The organism is Micromonospora sp. PRAS1 (assembly GCF_059553435.1).
This window is the reverse complement of the sequence record NZ_JCANNB010000005.1, coordinates 207,033-229,739: the sequence shown is the minus strand read 5'-3', so window position 1 is coordinate 229,739 and position 22,707 is coordinate 207,033. Positions and strand designations below refer to the sequence as shown.

Here is a 22,707-nt window from a genome sequence, read left to right as displayed (position 1 = left end):
GGGTCGCCGGTCAGGCCGCCGGGACCGGCTCCCCGCGCTGCCGGGCCACGTGCTCCACCAGCGAGATCAGCACCGTCTTACCGGACTGGCGGTCGCGGGCGTCGCAGAGCACCATCGGCACGTCGGGGTCGAGGTCCAGGGCCCGGCGCACCGCCTCCAGGCTGAACCGACGGGAACCGTCGAAGCAGTTGACGCCGACCACGAACGGGATGCCCCGCTGCTCGAAGTAGTCGATGGAGGGAAAGCAGTCGGCGAGCCGGCGGGTGTCGGCGAGCACCACCGCGCCGAGGGCGCCGAAGGCCAGCTCGTCCCAGAGGAACCAGAACCGGTCCTGTCCCGGCGTACCGAAGAGGTACAGCTGTAGGTCGTCGTTGATGGTGATCCGCCCGAAGTCCATCGCCACCGTGGTGGTCGACTTGGTCTCCACGCCGGAGAGATCGTCGGTGTCGATGCCGGCACCGGTCAGGATCTCCTCGGTCTGCAACGGCCGGACCTCGCTCAACGCGCTGACCAGCGTCGTCTTGCCGGCACCGAAGCCACCGGCGATGAGTATCTTCAGCGCAATCGGGACGTGGTGGCCCCGCCGCTCGGCGTCATAACGCACGGAGTCCATCGACCACCGCCTTGAGGATGTCGTTGTCGGGCAGGTACGTGGCACGCGGGGGCTGGTGCACGGACACCAGCCCCCGGGACAGCAGATCACCGAGTAGCACCCGGACCACACCGACGGCGAGATCCAGATCGGCGGCGAGTTCCACAAGCGGTGTTCCCCGACCGGCCAGTTCCACCAGCAGCCGGTGTTCCGGGTGCAGCTCCGGGTACGCGGCCAGATCCGGGTCCGGCCGGGCCAGCACGTACGCCACCAGGTCGAAGCCGTCCGCGTCGGGCCACACCCGGCCCCCGGTCAGGGTGTACGGCCGGACCACCGGGCCGGCGTCGTCGTCGAGCCACTCGTGCTGGTGCCCGGGTAAGTCAGTCCGCATCGGCGGCACCCACCGACGCACGGGCCGGGGCTTGCAGGTTCTCACCCACCCGGGTCACCAGCATCGCCATCTCGTACGCCACCAGGCCGATGTCCGCGTCGGTGTCGCTGGACACCGCCAGACAGGTGCCCTGTCCCGCCGCGGTGACGAAGAGGTACGCGGACTCCATCTCCACCACCGTCTGCCGAACCGGCCCGCCGGCGAGATGCCGGCTGGCGCCCCGGGCCAGGCTGGCGAGGCCGGAGGCCAGGGCGCACAGGTGTTCGGCGTCGGCCCGGTCCAGCTCCGCGGAGGAGCCGAGCAGCAGGCCGTCCGCCGAGAGCACCACCGCTCGTCGCGCGGCCGGCACCCGCTCCAGCAGGTCGTCGAGCAACCAGTCGAGATCGGCACTCTGCCTCGTCGATCGCATCAGGCGTCCCTCTCAGTCGTGGTCGGTGATTGCACGGTCGCCGGGTCGCCGGCCGGCCGGTCCAGCCGCTCGGTGCCCCGGTCCTCCGTACTCCGATCGTTGCTCGGGTCCTCCGTGCTGCGCTGCTCGGTGCCCCGGTCCTCCGTCTTCCGGTCCTGGTGCCCACCGGCGGTCGGGTCGCGGCCGGCACCGTTCGCGTCCCGGCCGGCACCGTTCGCGTCCCGGCCAGCACCGTTCGCGTCCCGGCCAGCGGGGCTCGCGTCGCGGCCAGCGGGGCTCGCGTCCCGGCCAGCGGGGCTCACGTCCCGGCCAGCGGGGCTCACGTCCCGGCCAGCGGCGGCCAGTCGGCCGCGCGCCGTGCCGGCCTGAAGGGCCGACATCACCCGGCGTGCCTCCTCCGGGCTGCGCGGTGCCGGCTCGCGGGCCGGCACCGTCCGGGACATCACCACGGGCTGCCGCACGGTCGGTTCATCCAGCGGCGCCCGCCGCGCCGGTCGCGCGGCAAGTGCCGGCAGCCGGACGGTCGGCGCGTCCACCGGACCGCCATCGCCGTCCGTCCCGGGCGGTACCGACCGCCGGGTCGCCCCGTCCGTCGGATCCGTCGTGGGCATCTGCCCCGCTGCGGCAGGGTCCAGCCCAACCGGCGCGCCGTCCGGGCCAGAAGCGGCAACCGACGTCGGATCGGCCCCGGGCCCCGCGACGGCGGCCGGCTCCGACCCGGCTGCCCGCTCCGCAGCGACGGCCGGGCCCGACACGGCGGTCGGACCGGCGGCAGACGGCTCGGCGACAGCAGCCGGGCGATGCCGGCGGATCCGGCGGGGCAGCCCGTCGACCTCCGCCGCCTCGACAGTCGAGTTCTGCTCCGGGCCACCCAGCTGCGTCGCGGGTTGGCCGGAAGAGCCTTCCGGGCCACCAGCCGTTCGTCCCGGCCGGCTCGCCGACCGGGACCGTTGCCGGGGCACCGTGGTCAGGCGTGTCGCCCGAGCCAGCCGCCGCTGCTGGAGGGTGACCGCAGCGTCCTCCGCCGGTGGCACGTCCGGCTCGGGCAGCGGCGAGGGTTCGGCGGTGATCAGCTCGGTGGGGATCAGCACCACCGCGGTCAGGCCGGCGTCGTCCGAGGCGCGCAGTCGCACCCGGACGTTGTGCCGCGCGGCCAACCTCGCCACCACGAACAGTCCCAGCCGGGCCGTCTCCGCGGGGTCGAACTCCGGCGACCGGGCAAGCTTGCGGTTGGCCTCTTCGATGGCGGCCGGACTCATGCCGAGCCCCTGGTCGGAGACGGATAGCGCGTAGCCGTGCGCGACGTGCTCACCGGAAACCTCGACCCGGGAGTCGGGCGGCGAGAACGCGGTGGCGTTCTCGATCAGCTCGGCGAGCAGGTGGATGATGTCGCCCACCACCCGGCCGAGCGTGCCGGCGGCCTGCACGGTGGTGATGTCGACCCGGTCGTACGACTCGACCTCGGAGATCGCTCCCCGGATGAGGTCCACCATCGCGACCGGGTTGCGCCAACCCCGCCCCGGTGCGGCACCGGCGAGGATGACCAGGTCCTCCGCGTGCCGTCGTTGCCGGGTGGCCAGGTGGTCGACCCGGAACAGCTCGGCCAGGTGGTCCGGGTCCTCCGCGTCGCGTTCCAGCCGGTCGAGCAGGGCGAGCTGGCGATGCACCAGTCCCTGGCTACGTCGGGCGATGTTCAGGAAGACCTCGTTGAGCCCGCGGCGCAGCGAGACCTCGACCATGGCGGCCTGGATCGCGACCTTCTGCACCTCCGTGAAGGCCTGCGCCACCTGACCGATCTCGTCGGCCCCCCGGTCGGCCAGCGACGTCTCCCGGGCAACGTCCACCTGCTCGCCGCGGCGCAACCGCTCCACCACGTCCGGCAGCCGCCGCTCGGCGGTCTCCTTCAGCGTCCCGCGTACCAGGGTGAGCCGCTGCGCGAGGGATCGGCCGACCCGCAGCGCCACCACCACCGAGACCACGACGGCGACCAGGCCGAGCAGCCCGGCGCCGGCCAACCGCGCCAGGGTGCGTACGGCCATCGGCACCGACCGGTCGGCCAGCCCGTCGGCCTGGGTCAACTCGAAGTCCCGCAACGACTGCTGAACGGTGTCGTAGCTCGCCTGCCACGCCTCTGGGTCGACGGTGGGCCGGGCCGAGGGGCCGCCCGCGATCAGCTCGTCCTGCATCGCCCGCAGCCGGTCGAACGCTGCCTGTTCGGACAACCGCTGGTAGGCAGCCTGGTCCGGTTCGGGCAGGTCGGCCACTGCGGACTCGACCAGGAACCACTGGTTGCCGATGCTCCGGGCGAGCATTGTGTGCTCCCCCTCGCCGAACCTGCCGCTGGCCAGCGCCCCGGCCAGCAACGCGTCGGTCTGCCCGAGCAACTCCCGCGAACGCCCGAGGTCCGTAAGCGCCAGCGCCTCCCGGTTGAGGTCGTGGTCCGGCAGGTTGGCCAGGGCCTCGAAGGTCTGGAACGCCGCACCGACCATGCCGCTGTAGAGGGCGATCGCACCTGCCCGGTCCAGCTCCCGGCCGTCGATGGCGTCCCGGCCCGTCGGCAGCGTCTCCAGTTGCTGGAGCAGCCGGTCCAGCCGGGCCTGGAGCAGTTCACCGGCGGCGTCGCGCAGCTGTTCTCCACCGACCCGCCGATGTAGCTCGGCCACCGCCGAGTCGGTACGGGCCCGCTGTTCGGTAAGCGCGGGCAGCACGCACCCGGCCGGTGATCGTTCGCAACTGGAGCGGGTCGTGGCGAGCTGCACCACCGAGAGCCGACGCTCCCGTTGCAGCTCGGCCACCACCGTCTCGCCCGGCCGGCCCAGGTCGTAGAGGAGGGTACGGGCGGCGAGCAGGTCGAGCGCCGGTCCAAAGGTGAGGGTGGTGGCGAATATCCACAGTGCCAGCAGCGCGGTCACCGGCACGACGACCAGGGCGGTCAGCTTGGAGCGGATCGGCCAGTCGCGGGTGTTCAATCGGACCTCGCCCGGAAGGGGTGGCTGGAAGGGCTCCGGCACGGCCGGGCAGCGCCGTCGCCGGTACGCACCCCGGTTACCCCGCCGGGACGCCGGCTCGGGCGCCTTGGGCAGGATACGTAATCCGCGCCGGTCGCACTACCGTCCGTCGAGACTACCGGTACGGTGCCGGACGTCCCGACCACCCGAAATCGGCCGGATTCCGACCGCATCGCCCCTCCCCGCCGCCCGGGGGGCCTCTTTTCCCTTGCCTCCGGATCACGCCTTTCGGTCCGGTTCACGTGGGGCCACGGCGACCGGTGCCCCGAGGTGCGCGCCCCGCCGCCACCCGAGCCGGATGAGGAAAGTGCTCCGGAACGGGATTGGCGATCAGTGGCCGGAGGGAATACCTGCAGGCGAAGGAGGAGCCATGTCGCCCACGCAGATAGTCGTCACCGTCCTCGTCATCCTGCTCGTCGCCGCCATTGTCGCGGCCGTCGTCGTCGCGGGTCGCCGCCGTTCGCTGCGGCAGCGTTTCGGCCCCGAGTACGACCACGTGCTCGCCGAGCGGGAAAGCCGCAGCGAAGCCGAGCGGGAGCTGCGCGACCGGGAACGCCGGCACGCCGAACTCCAGCTGGTTCCGCTCGCCCCCGAAGCCCGCGCCCGGTACGCCGAGGCCTGGGAGGAACTCCAGGTCCGTTTCGTCGATTCCCCCGCCGAGACCGTCGGCCAGGCCGACGACTTGGTCACCCGACTCATCGCCGAACGCGGCTACCCCACGGGTGACTTCTCCGACCAGATCGCCCATCTCTCCGTCGAACACGCCCGCACGCTCAGCCACTACCGGGACGCCCACGAGATCCACCTGCGCAACTCGCGGGGCGAGGCCAGCACCGAGGACCTCCGCCAGGCCGTCGTCCACTACCGCGCCCTCTTCGCCGACCTGCTGGGTGACGAGCCGGTAGCGACCCGGACGACGGACGAGCCGGTAGCGACCCGGACGCCGGACGAGCCGGTCCGGACGCCGGAGCAGCGCCACGCCGACGCCACCCAGGACGCCACCAACCGCTGAGGAGACCACCATGCGGCAGCAAGAACAGCAGCTCAACAACGACCACCCCGAGGCCGTCCGGTCCGCGCCCGTAGCGGTGCCCCCGGCCGACGACCGGGACATCGCCGATGACGTCAACGAGCCGACGGGCCGCGACCGGTCGGCGGAGGGCGCCGACCGGGGCCGCCCGTGGGATCGCCGTCCGGGCGAGGACGGTGAGCAGCCCGAGTTCCACGAGCCCGCTCCCGTGCCGACCGCCTTCGGCGCGACCACCGTCGGTGGCGCGGTGGCCGCCTCGGCGCTGGCCAGCCCGCGGCCGGAGGACGAGCCCGACCCCCGCGAGGAACGCACCGCACAGCCCGGCGACGGCGCGCTCGACGGCGAGCGTGAGGGCCTACGGGCCGACCCCGAGGCCGAGTTCGGCCGCAGGGGCGAGCGGACGGGGCACGGCGTCGACGCGACCGCTGACACCCGGGAGGTGGATGCCGACCTCAGCGGCGACGAGCTGGCCGACGACGACCTGGACCGGCGTCCCGGTGCGCCCGACGCCACCGTGGACGCGCCGGAGCGGACCGCGGTGACCGACCCGGTCGCGGCGGAGGCGGCCGGCGGTGCCGGCTACGGCAGCGCCGCACCGACGATGGTGGACCCGGACACCCGGCCGGCGAGTGACGGCACCGTCGACACCGACGCGACCATGCCGGCCGGTGCGGCGACCCTGTTCGACGAGTCGACCGCGCAGGGCTTCCGGGACCGCTGGCGCGATGTCCAGCTGCGCTTCGTGGACGACCCGCGGGCCGCCGCCGGTGAGGCGCAGTCGCTTGTCGACGAGGCGATGCAGGCCCTCTCCGCCGCGCTTGCGGAGCACAAGAACAAGCTCGGCGGCTGGCAGGAGGCCGGCTCGACCGACACCGAGCAGCTGCGCGTGGCCGTACGCGAGTACCGCGACTTCCTCGACCGGGTACTCGGGCGCTGACATCCCGCACATCAGGGCGGGCGTTCCGGAGCGGACGCCCGCCCTCGTCGTGCCGGTGGCCAGGCGCGAGTAGCGCGGCCGGCGGCGGGCCCGGTGACCGCTACGGCGGCAGGCATGTCGACCGGCCAGCCGGGTACGCGGAAGCAGCCGCGGAGACCGGCTGCGGACAGGAGGGCAGCAACGATGACGGATCGTGACCGGCAACGGCCGCTGGAGGAGCGCCCCGAGGTGGCCGCGGCGGTGGACGACGACACGGGCGTTCCCGAACTGATGGCGGAGGGCGGACCCGGCCGGGACAACCCGGCCTTCGCCGAGCCGGGCGAGCAGGCCGACGCTGGTGGGACCGAGGAGATCATCGGCGACCCGTACGCCGCCGGCACCGGGGCGACGGGGACCGGCACCGGTGCCGCCGGGGAGCACATCCGCACCGGCGCTGAGCAGCCCTGGGAGCCGGAGGATCTGGTGCTGGCCCGGGGCCAGGACCCGACACCGGAGAACATCGAGCGGGCCCGCCGCGACCTGACCGAGAACGGTCAAGCCGCGATCGAGAGGACCGTCCCGTAGGGAAAGGTGCCTTCCTGACATCGGGCGCGAGAGCGGACACCTCCGGCGTGACACGCCGGGCACCACATCGGGCGCGAGAGCGGACACCTCCGGCGTGACACCGGGCACCGTAGGCGACACGCCGGGCACCGTAGGCGACCCGCCGGGCACGATGGGCGTGAGACGCCGGGCGTTATGGGCGCGTCGAGACGCGCGGCGCGAGGGGCCCCTGGTCCGACCGGTGCGGTCGGACCAGGGGCCCGGGGAACCTGCCGCCGCAGTGCCTCACCTACTGCTGGCGGCGGGTTTGCCTGGCTGTCAGGACAGCGGCGGGTAGGCGTTGCGCATCAGCTCGGAGAACTGCGCCGGGAACCAGGCGCCCGAGATCGGGGCGTCCGGCAGGGCGCCGCTGCGGTTGTTGCCGTTGCGGGCGTTACCGGTGTAGGTCGGGTCGCACATCCGGTCGAAGCCCTTGCCGTCGTTGTTCGGGATCTCGCGGCTGGAACCGTCCGACTCACCCGGGGGCTTGATCCAGACGTACGCGTCGATGCCCGGCTCCGGCGCGGCCTTCGGCCGCTCACCGAGACCCGCACCGGACTGGTTGCACCAGTTGCCCTTGTGGATGCGGCGGTCGATCCGGCCACCGTCCACGTAGGCGTCCACGCTGGTCGTCGGGCCCGCACCGGTGGGTCGGTTGGCGCCGCCCCAGCCGTTACGGGAGGTGTCGATCAGCATTCCGATGCCGCTGTTGAAGCCCTTGTTGATCAGCTCCTGACGGAACGCCTGGGCGAAGGAGAGCTCGTCGTTGTACTGGTTCCAGTCGATCCACTTCGACTGCCGCACCGTCTGGCCGTTCACCGAGTCGGTGACCCGGGCGTACGGCTCACGCAGCGCCGAGTAGTTCGCCGTGTTCACGATGAAGCCGTGCACGTTGGCGACAGTGGAGCCGGAGGCGCCGGCGGCCTCGCGCAGGACGGTGGCGGTCGGGCTGAAGTTGCTGTCCCAGCCGATCCAGCCGTGGTGGCCAGCGTCGATGTAGTTGTAGACGTTCGGGATCGCGCCCAGCTTGCTGAGGGCGTACCCGACACCCTGCACGTACGCGCCGTTGGCCTTCACCGTGTCGCACATCGCGGTACCACCGGGGTTACCCGAGGTGTTGGTCACCAGGTTGGGCAGCGAGTCGATCTCGATGATGTTGATGATCCGCAGGTTGCGGTACTTCGCGTCACCCTGGATCGCCGCGATCGGGTCGATGTACTGCGCCTTGTACTTGGGCAGCTCGTCGGCCCTCAGCTCACCGTTGGAGGCGAGCGCCGCGCAGTCGCGGCCGGGCAGGTTGTAGATGACGACCTGGATGTACTGGGCGTTCTGCCGCAGCGCCTCGTCCAGGTGGTCACGCAGGCCCATCGGGCCGTTGGACTGGCTGTCGTCGGTGCCCTCGATCGCCGCGATCCGGTCCAGCCAGACACCCGTCGGCGTGTTCGAGATCCGGTTGCCGCCGCTTACCGACTCGGCCTTGGCCTTCCACTCCGGGTTCACGTAGCCCCGGGCGTTCACGTACGGGTTGTCCACCCGCGGCCCGCTTGGCGGGTTCGAGGTCGGCGGGGTGGTCGGCGAGGTGGTGGGCGAGGTGGTCGGCGAGGAGGTGGGCGGCGTGGTCGGCGTGGTGCCGCCGTTGCAGGCCACTCCGTTGATGGTGAACGAGGTGGGGCTCGGGTTGCTGCCGCTCCAACTGCCGTTGAACCCGACGTTCGTGCTGGCGCCGGTGGCGAGCGAGCCGTTGTAGGACTCGTTCTGCGCCGTCACGTTCCGGCCCGACTGGCTCCACCGGGCCGACCAGCCCTGCTGAACGCGCTGGTTGGCGTCCGGGAAGGTGAAGCCGAGGGTCCACCCGTTCAGCGCGTCGCCGACGTTCCTGATGGTGATGTTGGCGGTGAAGCCGCCCTGCCACTGGTTTACGGAGTAGGTCACGCTGCACTGCGTAGCCGCGTGCGCCGCGGTGACCGGAATTGTCACCAAACCGCCCGCGACCAGCGCGCTCGCGCCGGCCAGCGCGACGGCCCGGCGTGGGCCGGACAGTTTTCTCCACACATTCATGCCACTGATCTCCTTGGGCGAGACCGGATCCGCGTACGGCCCGGCACGTGGCACCAGGGGCGTCCGTCCTGTATGGACTACCGCCGGTGCCAACGGGATTTTCGGAGACGCCCGACCCGGACGGGCGTTGGTGGTGGTGCGACGGCCGGGCGTGCCGGCCGGACGGCGAGCGGTCGTCCGGTATACCCGGTGCCCTCGACCTCTGCCTACGCGGTGTCAGCTCCCAACCGCGTGCAGCGATTCTTGCATGGGAGCGCTTCCATGGCAATGGTTCGATGTTTTCGAAACTCTACCGGACAAACCGCCCAGCTGGCCGCAGCCATCGCCAGCGGACGCGGGAGGCGTGGCCGGCCGCCGTTATGGCCGCAGAAGCGAACTAATGCCAAAACACGAATCTTTCCCTGCATAAGTCATGAAACGGTCTAACGTCGGTTCTGGCTCGGTTGTTGCCGGCCGCAGGACAAACCAGGGATGGAGTGACGCAGGTCATGGCTAAGAAGATGCTTGGGAAGGTGGTAGCGGGGGCCGCCCTCGGCGGCGCCTCCCTGCTGGTGTTCGCGCCCGGGGTTGCGTACGCCGACGGCCAGCCGCATGAGGACGAGGGCAAGGTCTTCGCCAAGCCGCACGCCGTAAAGCCCGGTGAAGAGGTCAAGCTGGTCGAGATCTGCGCGGAGCCGCAGAAAGAGGCCTTCGTCTGGTCGAAGGTCACCGGCAAGGTCAAGCTCGAACCGGCCCGCGACGGCCGGGAGTGGGGTGCCGACCGCGAGAGCTGGAGCGGCGAGAAGGGCTTCGACGAGCACGGCAAGGACTGGAAGGGGGACGAAGAGCGCGGGGAGTGGGCACCCGGCGAGGAGTACGACGAGCGCCGCGCCCCCGAGGAAGGCCGCGAGGAGTACGACGAACGCCGCGCCCCCGAGGAAGGCAAGTCCGGCCCGGAAGCCCGTGAGGAAGAAGCCAAGCCGGAGCCGAAGGGCGGCGCTGGTGGCGGCGCCGCGGCCGATGGCGACCGCGACTGGAAGGGCGAGGAGCACGGCCAGGATCCGGAGGGCCGCGAGTACACCGAGCGCAAGGGTGACGAGCGCGGCGAACACCGCGAGAAGACCGACCGCGAAGGCTACGAGCGTGGCGAACACGACGAGTGGACCGGCGGCGAAGGCTACGAGCACGGCCAGTACGACAGCAAGAGCGGCCGCGAGGGGTACGAGTTCGGTGAGAAGTCGGGCCACGAGGGTGAGTGGTGGGCCGAGCGCGGCGAGAAGTCCGCGGAGCACCCCGAGAGCGACAGCTGGGAGCACAAGAAGGACTTCGTCTACTACGGCGAGGCCCGGGTCGCCGAGCATGCCGAGCCCGGGACGTACAAGCTGGAGGGCTCCTGCGGCGAGGGCGAGCTGGTCGTCCTGCCGCGCGGTGGCGTGCGGGCTGGCGACGGCGGCGCCGCCAACGACGTCGACCGGGGCCTGGCCACCGCCGGGGTGAGCCTGGTCGGGGCAGCCGCCCTCGGCGGCCTCGTGCTGCTGCGCCGGCGTCGGGCCGATGAGTTCGCGGCCTGATCCGACGGCGAGACGGGCCGGCGGCCGTCACGGTAACCCGTGGCGCGCCGCCGGCGCCGCCGTCGTCGTCCTGCTGGCCATGCTGGGCTCCGGGCTGGTCGGCGCCGCACTGACCGGCGCCACGCCGCCGCCCCAGCCGATCGCACACGCCGGAACCGGGCTGCCCGATCCCCGACCCGCCGGTTCCAGGGCGGAGGCCGAGCCCGACGACGCGGGCCGGGGCCCGGTGGGGTTGCCGCGCTCCGCCCCCGTCAAGATCAGCATCCCCCGCATCGGCGTCGACGCGGACATCATGCCGCTCGGCACCAACCCGGATGGCACCGTGCAGGTCCCCCCGCTGGAGCAGGCCCTGCTCGCCGGCTGGTACGAACCAGGGCCGAGCCCGGGCGAAGTGGGCAACGCGGTCATCGTCGGACATGTCGACTCGGCCGCGATCGGCCCTGCGGTCTTCTTCTCCCTCGGCGCCCTGCAACCCGGTGACATCATCACGGTCACCCGGCAGGACGGCTCGTCGGCCGGCTTCCGGGTCGACTCGGTCTCCGCCCACCCGAAGGACGACTTCCCCACCGAGCAGGTGTACGGCCCGAACGACCGGCCCGGGCTGCGCGTGATCACCTGCGGAGGCCAGTTCGACGAGGCGACCGGGGACTACCCCGACAACGTGATCGCCTTCGCCTCGCTTGTCGACTGAGCGAACCCCTGACTGCGGTGGCCCGGCGGCTCTGCCGCCGGGCCACCCGGGTCAGGTGGCGGCAGAGGTGCGGACCAGGGTGCGGATCTGGCGGAGCAGGACCGACAGGGCCGCGAGGTCGGCACGGGACTCGTCGAACTCGTCCATCGCCCGTTCGGCACGGTGGATGGAGGTGGCGTTCGACTGTTCCCACTGCTGCACCCGCTCCTGCGGCGGCAGGTCGACCGACGTCGAGTCGAGCACCTCCGCGGTGAGCGCGGCAAGCGCCGCGTACAGGTCGTAGCGCAGCGCCATCCGGGCGAGGGTCTGCCAACGGTCCTCGCGCGGCAGCAGCGAGATCTTCGACAGCAGCGCGTCCACCCGGAACCGGTCGGAGAGCACGAAGTAGACCGAGGCCACCTCGCTCACGTCACGCCCGGTCCCGGCCGCGGTCTCCACCACGTCGAGCAGGCCGAAGCTGTACATCAGCCTGGTGCTCTGCTCGGCGAGTTCGCGAGGCAGACCGCGCTCGGTCATCGAGTCGATGTGCGCCGCGATCCCCGTCCGCTCGTCGCCGACGAAGAGCGTCTCCAACTGCGGTAGCAGTTGCGCCACCCCGTCGCGCAGCCGGGTGATCTCCGCCGGCACGTTGATCGGCGAGCGCCGGTTGGTCACCAGCCAACGCACCGCCCGGTCGAGCAGCCGCCGGGTGTCCAGGTAGACGTCGGTCTGCAACTGCGGGTCGACCTTGTTGTCAAGCGCCTCCACCGCGTCCCAGAGCTGACGGAGCCCGAACACGTCGCGGACCACCGCGTACGCCCGGATCACGTCGGCCGCCGACGCGGCGGTCTCCTCCACCACCCGGAAGACGAACGAGATGCCACCCCGGTTGATCGCCTCGTTGACCAGCACCGTGGTGACGATGTCGCGGCGCAGCCGGTGCCGGCCCATCCGGTCGGCGAAACGCTCGCGCATCGGCGTCGGGAAGTAGTTGACCAGGACCTCGTCGGTCCACTCCTCGTCGGGCAGCCCCTCGGCGAGGATCTCCTTCTCCAGCGCGATCTTCACGTACGCCAGCAGCACCGCGAACTCCGGCGCGGTCAGCCCGGCCTCGACCCGTACCGCCAGCTCCTCGTCCGGTGGCAGCCCCTCCAGGGCCCGGTTCAGCGTCCCGGAGCGCTCCAGCTCCGTGATCATCCGCCGGTGCACCGGCAACAGGGAGGTGGCCTGGGCCTGCGAGTTGTTGATCGCCCGGGCCTGGTCGTAGTTGTCCCGCAACACCAGCTCGGCGACCTCGTCGGTCATCTGGGCGAGCAACTCGTCCCGCTCGGGGACAGTCAGCTCACCGTCGGCGACCGCCGTGTTCAGCAGGATCTTGATGTTCACCTCGTGGTCGGAGCAGTCCACCCCGGCCGCGTTGTCGATGAAGTCGGTGTACATCCGGCCGCCCGCCTGGGCGTACTCGATCCGGCCGTGCTGGGTGAAGCCCAGGTTGCCGCCCTCGCCGACCACCCGGCAGCGCAGGTTGCGGCCGTCCACCCGGATCGCGTCGTTGGACTTGTCGCCCACCTGCGCGTTCGTCTCACTGGACGCCTTCACGTAGGTGCCGATGCCGCCGTTCCAGAACAGGTCGACCGGCGCGGTGAGGATCGCCTTCATCAGCTCCTGCGGGCTCAGCTGCCCGACCTCGTCGGGCAGCCCGAGCACCGCGCGGACCTGCGGCGACACCGGCACCGACTTCGCCGTACGCGGATAGACCCCGCCGCCGGCCGAGATCAACTCGGCGTTGTAGTCCTCCCAGGTCGAGCGGGGCAGCTCGAAGAGCCGCTTCCGTTCGGCGTACGAGGTGGCCGCGTCCGGATCCGGGTCCAGGAAGATGTGCCGGTGGTCGAAGGCGGCCACCAGCCGGATGTGCTCCGACAGCAGCATGCCGTTGCCGAACACGTCACCGGACATGTCGCCGACGCCGACCACTGTGAAGTCCTGGCTCTGGGTGTCGTGGCCCAGCTCGCGGAAGTGCCGCTTGACCGACTCCCAGGCACCCCGGGCGGTGATGCCCATCTTCTTGTGGTCGTAGCCGGCCGAGCCGCCGGAGGCGAAGGCGTCGCCCAGCCAGAACTCGTGCGCGACGGAGATCTCGTTGGCGATGTCGGAGAAGCTCGCGGTGCCCTTGTCCGCCGCCACCACCATGTACGGGTCGTCGCCGTCGTGCCGGACCACGTCCTCGGGCGGCACGATCTCACCGGCCACGATGTTGTCGGTGACGTCGAGCAGGGCGCCGACGAACTGCTGGTAGCAGGCGACCGCCTCGTCCCGGTCGCCGGGCTTCTGCTTGAGCACGAAGCCGCCCTTGGCGCCCACCGGCACGATCACGGCGTTCTTCACCATCTGCGCCTTGACCAGGCCGAGCACCTCGGTACGGAAGTCCTCCCGCCGGTCCGACCAGCGCAGGCCGCCCCGCGCCACCGGACCGAACCGCAGGTGTACGCCCTCGAACCGGGGTGAGTAGACGAAGATCTCGAACTTCGGGCGGGGCGCCGGCAGCTCCGGGATCGCCTGCGGGTCCAGCTTGAACGCCACGTACGGCTTGGGTCGTCCGCCGACCGGCTTCTGGTAGAAGCTGGTCCGCAGGGTGGCCTGGATCAGCGACAGGTACGACCGCAGGATGCGGTCCTGGTCGAGGCTGGCCACGTCGTCGAGCGCGGCCTGCAACTCGTCGACCAGCTCGGCGCTGCGCTGCGCACGCTGCTCGTCGGTGAGCGGCCCCGGCTGGAACCGCGCCTCGAAGAGCTGCACCAGCAGGGTGGCCAGCCGCGGGTACGCGATGAACGTCGACTCCATGTAGTCCTGGGAGAAGACGGTGCCGGTCTGGCGCAGATACTTCGCGTACGCCCGCAGCACCACCACCTGACGCCAGGTGAGCCCGGCGCGCAGCACCAGTTCGTTGAAGCCGTCCACCTCGGCCTCGGCGCGCCAGGCCGCCGCGAAGGCGTTCTCCACGTGCGGGCGCACCTCGGCCAACTCCTGGTGTCCCTCGGGCAGTTGCAGCCCGAAGTCGTACAGCCAGATCCGGCCGTCGACGCGTTCCACCTCGTACGGGTGCTCGTCGACCACCCGTACGCCGAGCGAGTGCAGCACCGGCAGCACCGCCGAGAGCATCATCGGCTCGCCGTACCGGTAGACCTTGAACCGGACGTCCATCGACTCGTCGACGTCCGGGCCCCGGCCGCCGGCACGCGGCGTCAGCTGCTTGCGGAACAGGTGCATCTCCAGCTGGCCGGACTCCTCCAGCAGCTCCAGCTTGGCCAGATCCTTCATCGCCTCGTACGGCGTGTGGGTGTCCTTGTAGCCCTCCGGGAAGGCGTCGGCGTACCTGCCGAACAGGTGCTTGGCCTGCTCGTCGCCGAGCTTGCGCTCAAGCACCAGCCGGTAGTCGTCGTCCCAGAGCCGGGTGGCGTCGGCCAGCTCCTCGGCGAGCAGATCGGCGTCGATGTCCCCGGGCGGGCGGGTCGGGTCGGTACGCACGATGAAGTGCACCCGGGCCAGCATCGACTCGGTCACCCGGGTGGTGTAGTCGACCCCGACGCCGTTCAGCTCGCGGAGCAGGATGTCCTGCATGCGCAGTCGGTTCTGGGTGGTGAACCGGTCCCGGGGCAGGTAGATCAGGCAGGAGATGAAGCGCCCGTAGGCGTCCCGGCGCAGGAAGACCCGCAGCTGCCGGCGCCCGGCCATCCGCAGCACGCCGATCACCGCGTGGTACAGGTCGTCGGTCTTGATCTGGAACAGCTCGTCGCGCGGGTACGTCTCCAGGATCTGCAACAGGTCCTTGCCGGAGTGGCTGCGCAGGCTCAGGCCGGAGCGGTCCAGCACCTCCGCGACCTTGCGCCGGACCACCGGCAGTTCCTGCACGCTGGTCCGGTACGCGGCGGTGGAGAAAAGGCCGAGGAAACGCCGCTCCCCCACCACGTCGCCGTTTGCGTCGAAGATCTTGAAGCCGATGTAGTCCAGGTAGGCCGAGCGGTGCACGGTGGCCCGCGAGTTGGCCTTGGTGATGATCAGCAGGCGCTTCTCGGTGACCTTCTCGTGCGCCTCCGGCGTCATCGACGACAGCGCGCGCGCCTCCGGCGAGTCCTGCCGCAGGATGCCCAACCCGGTGCCGAGCACCGCCTCCAACGCCGGCCCACCCTGGGCCGAGTCCGGCACCAGCCGGTACTCCCGGTAGCCGAGGAAGGTGAAGTGGTCGTGGGCGAGCCAGCGCAGCAGCTCCACCGAGTCGGTGATGTCCTTCTCCGGCACCGGCGGTCGGTTGTCGCCGGTCCGTGCGGTGGCCAGTTCCTCGGCGAGCGCGAGGGCCCGCTGACGCATCTTCGGCCAGTCCTCCACGGCCTCGCGCACGTCGGTGAGCACCCGCTGCAACTCGCGGCGCAGGTTGTCCCGTTCCTCCGGGTCACGGACCGGGTCGATCTCGATGTGCATCCAGCTCTCGACCAGGTCGCCGGAGATCGCGTCGTCCGGTTCCACGTCGGCGGCCACCTCGACCAGCCGGCCCAGCGGCTCCCGGCGCACCACGACCAGCGGGTGCACCAGCAGGTGCACGTCCAGGTGGTGGGTGTTGAGCAGGGCGGTCACCGAGTCGACCAGGAAGGGCATGTCGTCGGTGACGATCTCGACGACGCTGTGGTGCTGTTCCGCGTCGGGTGAGTGGATTCGCAGCTTCAGCTCTCCCGGCACCCGCTGAAGGGCCAGTTCCCGGTGGGCCCGGGCGGCGTCGAGCATCTCCTCCGCGGTGAACCCGATCAACTCCTCGTCCGGCGCGAACCGCCAGAACCGGCTGACCAGGGTCGCCGCGTCGTGGTCGTCGCCGGCCAGCGCCACCGCCTGGGCCACCAGCCGCTCGGCGTTCGGTACCGGCTCGTCGAGCTCGGCGTCCTCCACGTCGTCCGCCAGCGCGTCCGGCGGCAGACCCAGATCGTAGAGGGTGTCCATGCTCGAACCGGTCATGCCGGTCACTCCTGTGTCGAGCCGGCCGAAGCCGTCCCCATCGGTCGCCGTGTCGAAGCTGTCGTCCCGGCCGGTGTCAGCCTGCCGGAGGTCGGGTTCCGGTTTTATCGCCGGACGCCGGTCCATCGGTGCCACTCCCCTCGACCCACCGCGTTGTGGGTCACTCTGCCGCCAAGCCTAGGCCGACCGACCGGTTCCCACGTCGGCGGACCCCGGCCGGACTTCCGGTTTGGGACGGTCGTCCTTTCACCCGTTGCGGTACGAGGTTGGGCCGGCTCCGGAGTACCCCGCCTGATGTTGTTCATCACACCTCGATGGCTCGTCTTTTCTCCCGTTCCGGGCCGACCGGGGCGATGCGGTGAGCCGGCACGTACTAGCGTGCAAGGCACCCCGAGCAGGAGGAAATCACCCGATGCACCGGCCCCGTCGCCATCTGTCACGACTCGCCGCCGCCACCGCCGCCCTGCTGGCCTCGGCCGCTCTGGTGGCCTGCTCCGGCGAAGACGGCCCGCAACGCAGCGTGGACGCCTTCCTGGCCGGCTGGCACTCCGGCGACCTGAACGCGGTCGGCTTCGTCGACCCGACCGGGGCCAAGATCGCGGCGGCGGACGTCGCGCAGGAGATCAAGACGCTCTCCGGCGAACTGGTCGAGACGCCGCCCAAGCTGACCCGGCAGGGCGACCCCGAGGTGGTCCAGAACACCGCCACCGCGACCATCCGGGTCGAGTGGGCGCTACCGGGCGAAACGAGTTGGGCGTACGACCGCCCGGTGCGACTCACCCAGGGCCGCGACGACGAGTGGCAGATGATCTGGGAGCCATCGGTCGTGCACGAACAACTCACCAGCGGCGACCGGCTCGGCCTGCGGCGGGACCGGGCACCCCGGGCCAGCGTGCTCGACGGTGCCGGCGAGCCACTCGTCACGGCGCGTCCGGTGGTGCGGGTGGGCGTGCAGCCGAACGAGGTGACGGACGTCAAGGCCCTGACCCGCGAGTTGGATGCCGCGTTCCGCGCGATCAAGCCGGCGATCACCCCGCCGGTGGACCTGTCCGACCTCGCCAAGCGGGTCGACGAGGCGAAGCCGACCGCGTTCGTCGAGGTGATCACCCTGCGCGACGAGGCGTACCGGCAGATCAAACCGCGGATCCACGGCCTGCCCGGCACGAAGTTCGTAACCGACGAGTTGGAACTCGCCCCGACCCGCGAGTTCGCCCGGGCGGTGCTGGGCACCGTCGACCCGGCCCAGGCCGACGACCTGGCCAAGTTCCCCGACCGCTACTCCCCCGGTGACCTGGTGGGGCACGGCGGATTGCAGGGCCGGTGGGACGAGCGGTTGCGCGGCGTACCGGGGCTGAGTGTGATCATCAAGCGGCCGAAGCCGGACGGGACGCTTGAGGCCACCGGCACCGAGGTGTTCCGCCGCGAGCCGCAGGCCGGCCAGCCGATCCGCTCCACCCTGGACGTGGCCACCCAGAACGCCGCCGACCAGGCACTGCGCCCACAGCGCCGACGCTCCGCCCTGGTGGCGGTACGGATCAGCGACGGCGCGGTGCTCGCCGCCGCGAACGGTCCCGGCGCCGCCGGGGAGAACCTGGCCTTCACCGCGCAGGTGCCGCCGGGCTCCACCTTCAAGATGGTCAGCGCGCTCGGGCTGGTGGAGCGGGACGCCGTCACCCCGGACACCACCGTCGACTGCCCCAAGACCGCCACCGTCGATGGCCGTTCCTTCAAGAACTCCGACAACTTCGCCCTCGGCGAGGTGCCGTTCCGCACCGTCTTCGCCAAGTCCTGCAACACCGCCTTCGCCAATCTCGCCCCGCAGCTCGGCCCCGACGGGCTCGCCGCCACCGGCCGGACGCTGGGGCTGGAGGGGCAGTGGCAGGTGGGCCTGGACGCCTTCACCGGCAAGGTCTCCGCCAACGGTGGCGCCACCGAGCAGGCCGCCGCCGCGATCGGGCAGGGCACCACCCTGGTCAGCCCGCTGGCCATGGCCGCCGCGACGGCGGCGGTGGCCAAGGGCGGCTTCACCCCGCCGAAGCTGATCCTCGACCCGGCCCCCGAGCCGGCGGCCGAGCCGGGCCCGGAACTCAAGCCCGAGGCGGTGGCGGCGGTCCGGGCGATGATGCGCGAGGTGGTCACCAGCGGCAGCGGCAGCGCCTTGAAGAACGTGCCGGGCGAGCCGGTGCACGGCAAGACCGGCACCGCCGAGTACGACGACAACCCGAAGAACACCCACGCCTGGTTCGTCGGTTGGCAGGGCGACATCGCCTTCGCGGTCTTCGTCGAGCAGGGTGGCTCCGGCAGCGGCACCGCCGCCCCGATCGCCGCCCGTTTCCTGCGCGCCCTGGCGGACTGATCCGTCGGTCAACGCCGTCGCGGCGGTCTGGCGGTTTCCGCCCGGCGGCCTGCCGCCGTCACGGCGGTCCGGGGTGCCCGCCCGGCCGGGTTGCCGCCGTCACGGCGTAACGGTCATGCCGTTTCCGCGTCCCGCAGCGGCTCGTCGAGCGGCACCGGCTGCTGACCGTCGCCCATCCGCTCGCCCAGCACGGCGAGGTCCGCCGCATCCCGCGGCGCCTCCGGGTCATCGGTCGAATCGTCCGCGCTCGCCGGCGGATCAGCCGGCGGCGCCGGGCGGGGTGCCGGGGCCGGACGCGGCGCGAGCAGGCGGGGCGGCACCGAGCCGGGGGCGGTGACCGGGCGCAGGCCGGCGACGACGGTGTTGACGATCTCGGCGGCGTACCCGCCGTCCGGGTCGTAGTCGGGGTCGAAAACGGTCAGCTCGACGCCGAGGCAGTGCGGGGTGTCCACCAGGCCGGCCAGCAGGATCTCCAGCTCGGCGAAGGCGATGCCGCCGGGGTCGGGGGCGTCGACCGCCGGCATCACCGCCGGGTCGAGCACGTCCACGTCGATGTGCACCCAGTAGCCGGCGCAGTCGGCGAGTTGCTCGTGCGCCCACTGGGCGGTACGCGCCGCGCCCTCGGCCCGCAGCGCCGGCACCGGTCTGGTGATGATCCCGGCGGCCTGGAGGTCGAGCCGGTACTCGTCCTGGGCCCGGATGCCGAGCACCACCACGTCGATGTCGCGGAAGTAGGGCCGCCGGCCCTCGATCGCCGCCAGGTCGGCCTGCCCCCGCCCGGTGACCAGGGCGAGGTCCTCACCGGCCGCCGCGCCCACGTACGAGGCGTTGCCCGGGTGCCGGAAGTCGGAGTGGCCGTCGACGAAGACCAGCCCGATCCGGCCGCCGACCGCCTCGCCGAGCCGATGCATGGCCAGCGCCGAGCCGAGCAGGATCGAGCAGTCGCCGCCGAGGACCACGGGGAACTCGCTGCGGTCGATGATGGCCCCGATCCGGTCGGCCAGCGCCACCGAGTAGTCGGCGATCTCCCGCGCGTGGCACACCCCGTCGCCCGGCCGCCAGTCACCGGCGTCGTAGCGGGGCGGCGTCAGGCAGCCAGCGTCGCGCGCCCGCAGCCGGGGCAGCAGACCCTGGTCGCGTAGCGCACCGGGGGCCTTCCCGCAGCCCGGCACCGAGGTGGGCGTGGGTGGGCGCAGGCCGAGGTTGCTCGGCGCGTCGAGGACGGCGATCCGGCGCATCATGGGCCGCTGTCGTTCGCGACTGCGGGGCTCGCAACCTCACTCCTCGCGCTCACCTTGGCTCCCGTCCTTCGATGTCTGCGGCGGGCCGGCGGCGCTACGCCGGCCCGCGCTGGCGTGGCAGTGCTTTCAGAACAGGGCGCTGGCCAGTGCCCGGCGAGCCGAGGCGACCGCGGGGTCCTCCGGCCCGGCGATGGTGAAGAGGCCGACGAGGTGCTGGCGTACCTTCTCCCGGTCGTCACCGGCGGTGCGCCGGACCAGCCCGACCAGCCGTTGGTACGCCTGCTCGGCCAGCCCGCTGAGCACCTCGACGTCGGCCGCCAGCAGCTGGGCGTCGACATTGTCCGGAGCGTCCGCCGCGGCGGTGAGTGCCGCCTGCGGGTCGGTGCCGGCCACCCGGCGGGCGAGCCCGACCTGGGCCAGCCCGGCCTCCGCTGCGGCGTCCGCCGGGGTCTCGGCCAGGATCTTCCGGTACGCGCGCTCGGCGGCGTCCAGATCACCGGTCATCAGGGCGTCGTCCGCCTCGTCCAGGCGCGGGTCCTCGGGTGCCGCCACGGCCACGCCACCGGCCTTGAGCACGGCCTGGATCCACTGCCGCAGCTGTGCCTCGGGCACCACTCCGGAGAAGGCGTCGACCGGCTGCCCGCCGACGACCGCGTAGACCATCGGGATGCCCTGCACCCGGAACATCTGTGCCAGCCGTGGGTTGGCGTCCACGTCGACCTTGGCGAGCACCCAGGCGCCGCCGCCCTCCACCGCCAGCCGTTCCAGCACCGGCGAGAGCTGCTTGCAGGGCTCGCACCACTCCGCCCAGAAGTCCACCACCACGGGTGTGGTCAGCGAGCGCTCCAGGACCTCGGACTGGAAGGTCGCTTCGGTCACGTCGACGACGGTGACGCCGCCGACGGCGCCGCCGGGCGCACCGGCGGGGGGACCCGCCTGTGCCGGGGCAGGGGCGGAACTGGGGGCAGGGCTGCGCAGCGCGCTGAGGTCGACCGCGCCGCGGGTGAAGATCGACGAGGTGATCCGTGGGTCGCTCATGGTTATCTAGTCTCGCACGCGATTTGCCGAACTCAGATCAACCGCGGCCCGCGCAGTTACGCCCGTCACCGCTGCCCAGCCGCCCTGATGGGGCGGATGTCAGAACCGCGCGGGCTCGCGGTAAACGCCCCATTCGGCGCGCAATGCGTCACAGATCTCGCCGAGCGTGGCCTCGGCCCGGACGGCGTCGAGCATCGCCGGGATCATGTTCTCCCCGGTCCGGCTTACCGCCACCATGGCCTCGACCGCGGCGCGTACCCGGGCGTCGTCGCGGCCGGCCTTCCGCTCGGCGAGCACCCGGCGCTGCGCCACCTCCACCTCGTGCGAGATGCGCAGGATCTCCAGCTCCTTGGCGACCGTACCGGTGTGGCAGTTGACCCCGACGATCTTCTTGTCGCCCTTCTCCAGCGCCTGCTGGTAGACGAACGCCGACTCGGCGATCTGGCCGGTGAACCAGCCGTCCTCGATGCCACGCAGGATGCCGGCGGTCATCGGGCCAATGGCGTGCGGACCCTCGCCGCCCAGCGCGCGGATCCGGGCGAAGATCTCCTCCGCCTCGGCCTCGATCCGGTCGGTGAGCGCCTCGACGTACCACGAGCCGCCGAGCGGGTCGGCCACGTTTGTCACCCCGGTCTCCTCCATCAGCACCTGCTGGGTACGCAGGGCGATCTCGGCGGAGGAGTCGGTGGGCAGCGCGAGGGTCTCGTCCAGCGCGTTTGTGTGCAGCGAGTTCGTGCCGCCGAGCACCGCAGCGAGCGCCTCGACTGCGGTCCGGACCACGTTGTTGACCGGCTGCTGCGCGGTCAGCGACACCCCGGCGGTCTGTGTGTGGAACCGCAGCCAGAGAGCCTTTTCGCTGGTGGCGCCGTAGACGTCGCGCAGCCAGCGGGCCCAGATCCGGCGGGCGGCCCGGAACTTGGCGATCTCCTCGAAGAAGTCGACGTGCGAGTCGAAGAAGAAGCTCAGCCCGGGTGCGAAGACGTTGACGTCGAGGCCACGCGACAACCCCAGCTCGACGTAGCCGAAGCCGTCGGCGAGGGTGTACGCCAGCTCCTGCGCGGCGGTCGAGCCGGCCTCGCGGATGTGGTAGCCGGAGACCGAGAGCGGCTTGTAGCGCGGGATCTCGGCCGCGCAGTACTCCATCAGGTCGCCGATCAGGCGCAGATGCGGCTCGGGGTCGAAGAGCCACTCCTTCTGCGCGATGTACTCCTTGAAGATGTCGGTCTGCAGGGTTCCGTCGAGCGTGGACAGGTCGGCACCCTGCCGCTCGGCGGCGACCAGGTACATGCAGAACACCGGCACGGCCGGACCGGAGATGGTCATGCTTGTGGTGACCCCGGCCAGGTCGATGCCGTCGAAGAGCACCTCCATGTCGGCGGCGCTGTCCACCGCCACCCCGCAGTGCCCCACCTCGCCGAGCGACTGCGGATCGTCGGAGTCACGCCCCATCAGGGTGGGCATGTCGAAGGCGACCGAGAGGCCACCGCCGCCGGCACCGAGGATCATCTTGTAGCGCTCGTTTGTCTGCCGGGCGTTTCCGAACCCGGCGAACTGCCGGATGGTCCAGGTCCGCCCCCGGTAGCCGGTCGGGTGCAGACCTCGGGTGTACGGAAACTCCCCCGGCCACCCGATCCGCTCGAAGCCCGGGTACGCGACGCCCTCCGGGGGCCCGTAGACCGGCTCGACGGGCATCCCGGAGAGCGTGGTGAAGTCGGCGTCCCGCTTCCGGGCGGCGTCGTACCGGGCCTGCCAGCGGGCCCGTCCGGCAGCGATCTCGTCGGCGTTCATCCCGGGGCTCCTCCTCGAGTCCTCGACTGCACGTCGAGTCTAGAGCCCCGCCTGAA

General features: G+C 71.7%; 15 protein-coding genes. 6 read left to right on the top strand and 9 right to left on the bottom strand.

Features of this window, described 5'->3' with window-relative positions; translation table 11 throughout:
* Positions 1–10 precede the first annotated feature (10 nt).
* The 4 genes from AC507J_RS07620 to AC507J_RS07605 are packed head-to-tail and all read right to left on the bottom strand — an operon-like array spanning position 11 to position 4,361.
* On the bottom strand, positions 11–613 hold the full coding sequence (locus AC507J_RS07620) for a GTP-binding protein (protein WP_496288353.1): 603 nt from the start codon (positions 611–613) through the stop codon (positions 11–13).
* The gene (locus AC507J_RS07615; protein ID WP_496288352.1) at positions 594–983 is read right to left on the bottom strand and encodes a DUF742 domain-containing protein; all 390 of its coding nucleotides are present in this window, start codon (positions 981–983) and stop codon (positions 594–596) included. The genes AC507J_RS07620 and AC507J_RS07615 overlap by 20 nt, the downstream gene beginning before the upstream one ends.
* Complete coding sequence (locus AC507J_RS07610; protein ID WP_496288351.1) at positions 973–1,392, bottom strand: roadblock/LC7 domain-containing protein; 420 nt, start codon at positions 1,390–1,392, stop codon at positions 973–975. Before AC507J_RS07610 ends, AC507J_RS07615 begins: the two co-directional genes overlap by 11 nt.
* Positions 1,392–4,361 (bottom strand): sensor histidine kinase, encoded by a 2,970-nt coding sequence (locus tag AC507J_RS07605; protein ID WP_496288350.1) that lies wholly within the window; start codon positions 4,359–4,361, stop codon positions 1,392–1,394. Before AC507J_RS07605 ends, AC507J_RS07610 begins: the two co-directional genes overlap by 1 nt.
* Before the next feature lie 409 nt (positions 4,362–4,770).
* Here AC507J_RS07605 and AC507J_RS07600 point away from each other — a divergent pair, with 409 nt between their 5' ends.
* The 3 genes from AC507J_RS07600 (at position 4,771) to AC507J_RS07590 (ending at position 6,931) form a co-directional block, all read left to right on the top strand.
* A complete protein-coding gene (locus AC507J_RS07600; protein WP_496288349.1) occupies positions 4,771–5,412 on the top strand; it encodes a hypothetical protein in 642 nt (213 codons plus the stop codon).
* 10 nt (positions 5,413–5,422) lie between these two features.
* Positions 5,423–6,367, top strand: coding sequence for a hypothetical protein (locus tag AC507J_RS07595; RefSeq protein ID WP_496288348.1), 945 nt, complete (start codon positions 5,423–5,425; stop codon positions 6,365–6,367).
* 183 nt (positions 6,368–6,550) lie between these two features.
* Positions 6,551–6,931, top strand: a complete 381-nt coding sequence (locus AC507J_RS07590) for a hypothetical protein (RefSeq protein ID WP_496288347.1) — start codon at positions 6,551–6,553, stop codon at positions 6,929–6,931.
* Between the two features lie 297 nt (positions 6,932–7,228).
* Here AC507J_RS07590 and AC507J_RS07585 read toward each other — a convergent pair whose 3' ends face one another.
* On the bottom strand, positions 7,229–9,007 hold the full coding sequence (locus tag AC507J_RS07585; RefSeq protein ID WP_496288346.1) for a glycoside hydrolase family 6 protein: 1,779 nt from the start codon (positions 9,005–9,007) through the stop codon (positions 7,229–7,231).
* Between the two features lie 488 nt (positions 9,008–9,495).
* Between AC507J_RS07585 and AC507J_RS07580 the strand changes: the two genes are divergently transcribed.
* Positions 9,496–10,557: a hypothetical protein gene (locus AC507J_RS07580; RefSeq protein ID WP_496288345.1), complete on the top strand. Its 1,062-nt coding sequence runs from the start codon at positions 9,496–9,498 to the stop codon at positions 10,555–10,557.
* On the top strand, positions 10,541–11,248 hold the full coding sequence (locus AC507J_RS07575) for a class F sortase (RefSeq protein ID WP_496288344.1): 708 nt from the start codon (positions 10,541–10,543) through the stop codon (positions 11,246–11,248). The genes AC507J_RS07580 and AC507J_RS07575 overlap by 17 nt, the downstream gene beginning before the upstream one ends.
* Before the next feature lie 51 nt (positions 11,249–11,299).
* Here the strand turns inward: AC507J_RS07575 and AC507J_RS07570 are convergent, their stop codons facing one another.
* On the bottom strand, positions 11,300–16,354 hold the full coding sequence (locus tag AC507J_RS07570) for an NAD-glutamate dehydrogenase (RefSeq protein WP_496288343.1): 5,055 nt from the start codon (positions 16,352–16,354) through the stop codon (positions 11,300–11,302).
* A 286-nt stretch (positions 16,355–16,640) separates the two neighbouring features.
* Between AC507J_RS07570 and AC507J_RS07565 the strand changes: the two genes are divergently transcribed.
* Positions 16,641–18,584, top strand: a complete 1,944-nt coding sequence (locus AC507J_RS07565) for a penicillin-binding transpeptidase domain-containing protein (RefSeq protein ID WP_496288342.1) — start codon at positions 16,641–16,643, stop codon at positions 18,582–18,584.
* Between the two features lie 113 nt (positions 18,585–18,697).
* Here the strand turns inward: AC507J_RS07565 and AC507J_RS07560 are convergent, their stop codons facing one another.
* The 3 genes from AC507J_RS07560 to icmA all read right to left on the bottom strand — a co-directional run bounded on the left by AC507J_RS07560 (position 18,698) and on the right by icmA (position 22,651).
* Entirely contained in the window at positions 18,698–19,825 is a 1,128-nt protein-coding gene (locus tag AC507J_RS07560) for an arginase family protein (RefSeq protein ID WP_496288341.1), read from the bottom strand.
* A gap of 126 nt (positions 19,826–19,951) precedes the next feature.
* Entirely contained in the window at positions 19,952–20,863 is a 912-nt protein-coding gene (locus AC507J_RS07555; RefSeq protein WP_496288340.1) for a tetratricopeptide repeat protein, read from the bottom strand.
* A gap of 99 nt (positions 20,864–20,962) precedes the next feature.
* The gene (icmA, locus tag AC507J_RS07550) at positions 20,963–22,651 is read right to left on the bottom strand and encodes a coenzyme B12-dependent isobutyryl-CoA mutase large subunit (protein ID WP_496288339.1); all 1,689 of its coding nucleotides are present in this window, start codon (positions 22,649–22,651) and stop codon (positions 20,963–20,965) included.
* Positions 22,652–22,707: the final 56 nt, after the last annotated feature.

Excerpts from the sequence above, each read along its gene's own strand:
- icmA (WP_496288339.1), bottom strand. The coding sequence starts at position 22,651 with ATGAACGCCGACGAGATCGCTGCCGGACGGGCCCGCTGGCAGGCCCGG.
- AC507J_RS07570 (WP_496288343.1), bottom strand. The coding sequence starts at position 16,354 with ATGGACCGGCGTCCGGCGATAAAACCGGAACCCGACCTCCGGCAGGCT.
- AC507J_RS07615 (WP_496288352.1), bottom strand. The coding sequence starts at position 983 with ATGCGGACTGACTTACCCGGGCACCAGCACGAGTGGCTCGACGACGAC.
- AC507J_RS07555 (WP_496288340.1), bottom strand. The coding sequence starts at position 20,863 with ATGAGCGACCCACGGATCACCTCGTCGATCTTCACCCGCGGCGCGGTC.
- AC507J_RS07620 (WP_496288353.1), bottom strand. The coding sequence starts at position 613 with ATGGACTCCGTGCGTTATGACGCCGAGCGGCGGGGCCACCACGTCCCG.
- AC507J_RS07560 (WP_496288341.1), bottom strand. The coding sequence starts at position 19,825 with ATGATGCGCCGGATCGCCGTCCTCGACGCGCCGAGCAACCTCGGCCTG.
- AC507J_RS07610 (WP_496288351.1), bottom strand. The coding sequence starts at position 1,392 with ATGCGATCGACGAGGCAGAGTGCCGATCTCGACTGGTTGCTCGACGAC.
- AC507J_RS07590 (WP_496288347.1), top strand. The coding sequence starts at position 6,551 with ATGACGGATCGTGACCGGCAACGGCCGCTGGAGGAGCGCCCCGAGGTG.
- AC507J_RS07600 (WP_496288349.1), top strand. The coding sequence starts at position 4,771 with ATGTCGCCCACGCAGATAGTCGTCACCGTCCTCGTCATCCTGCTCGTC.
- AC507J_RS07595 (WP_496288348.1), top strand. The coding sequence starts at position 5,423 with ATGCGGCAGCAAGAACAGCAGCTCAACAACGACCACCCCGAGGCCGTC.
- AC507J_RS07565 (WP_496288342.1), top strand. The coding sequence starts at position 16,641 with ATGCACCGGCCCCGTCGCCATCTGTCACGACTCGCCGCCGCCACCGCC.
- AC507J_RS07575 (WP_496288344.1), top strand. The coding sequence starts at position 10,541 with ATGAGTTCGCGGCCTGATCCGACGGCGAGACGGGCCGGCGGCCGTCAC.
- AC507J_RS07580 (WP_496288345.1), top strand. The coding sequence starts at position 9,496 with ATGGCTAAGAAGATGCTTGGGAAGGTGGTAGCGGGGGCCGCCCTCGGC.
- AC507J_RS07585 (WP_496288346.1), bottom strand. The coding sequence starts at position 9,007 with ATGAATGTGTGGAGAAAACTGTCCGGCCCACGCCGGGCCGTCGCGCTG.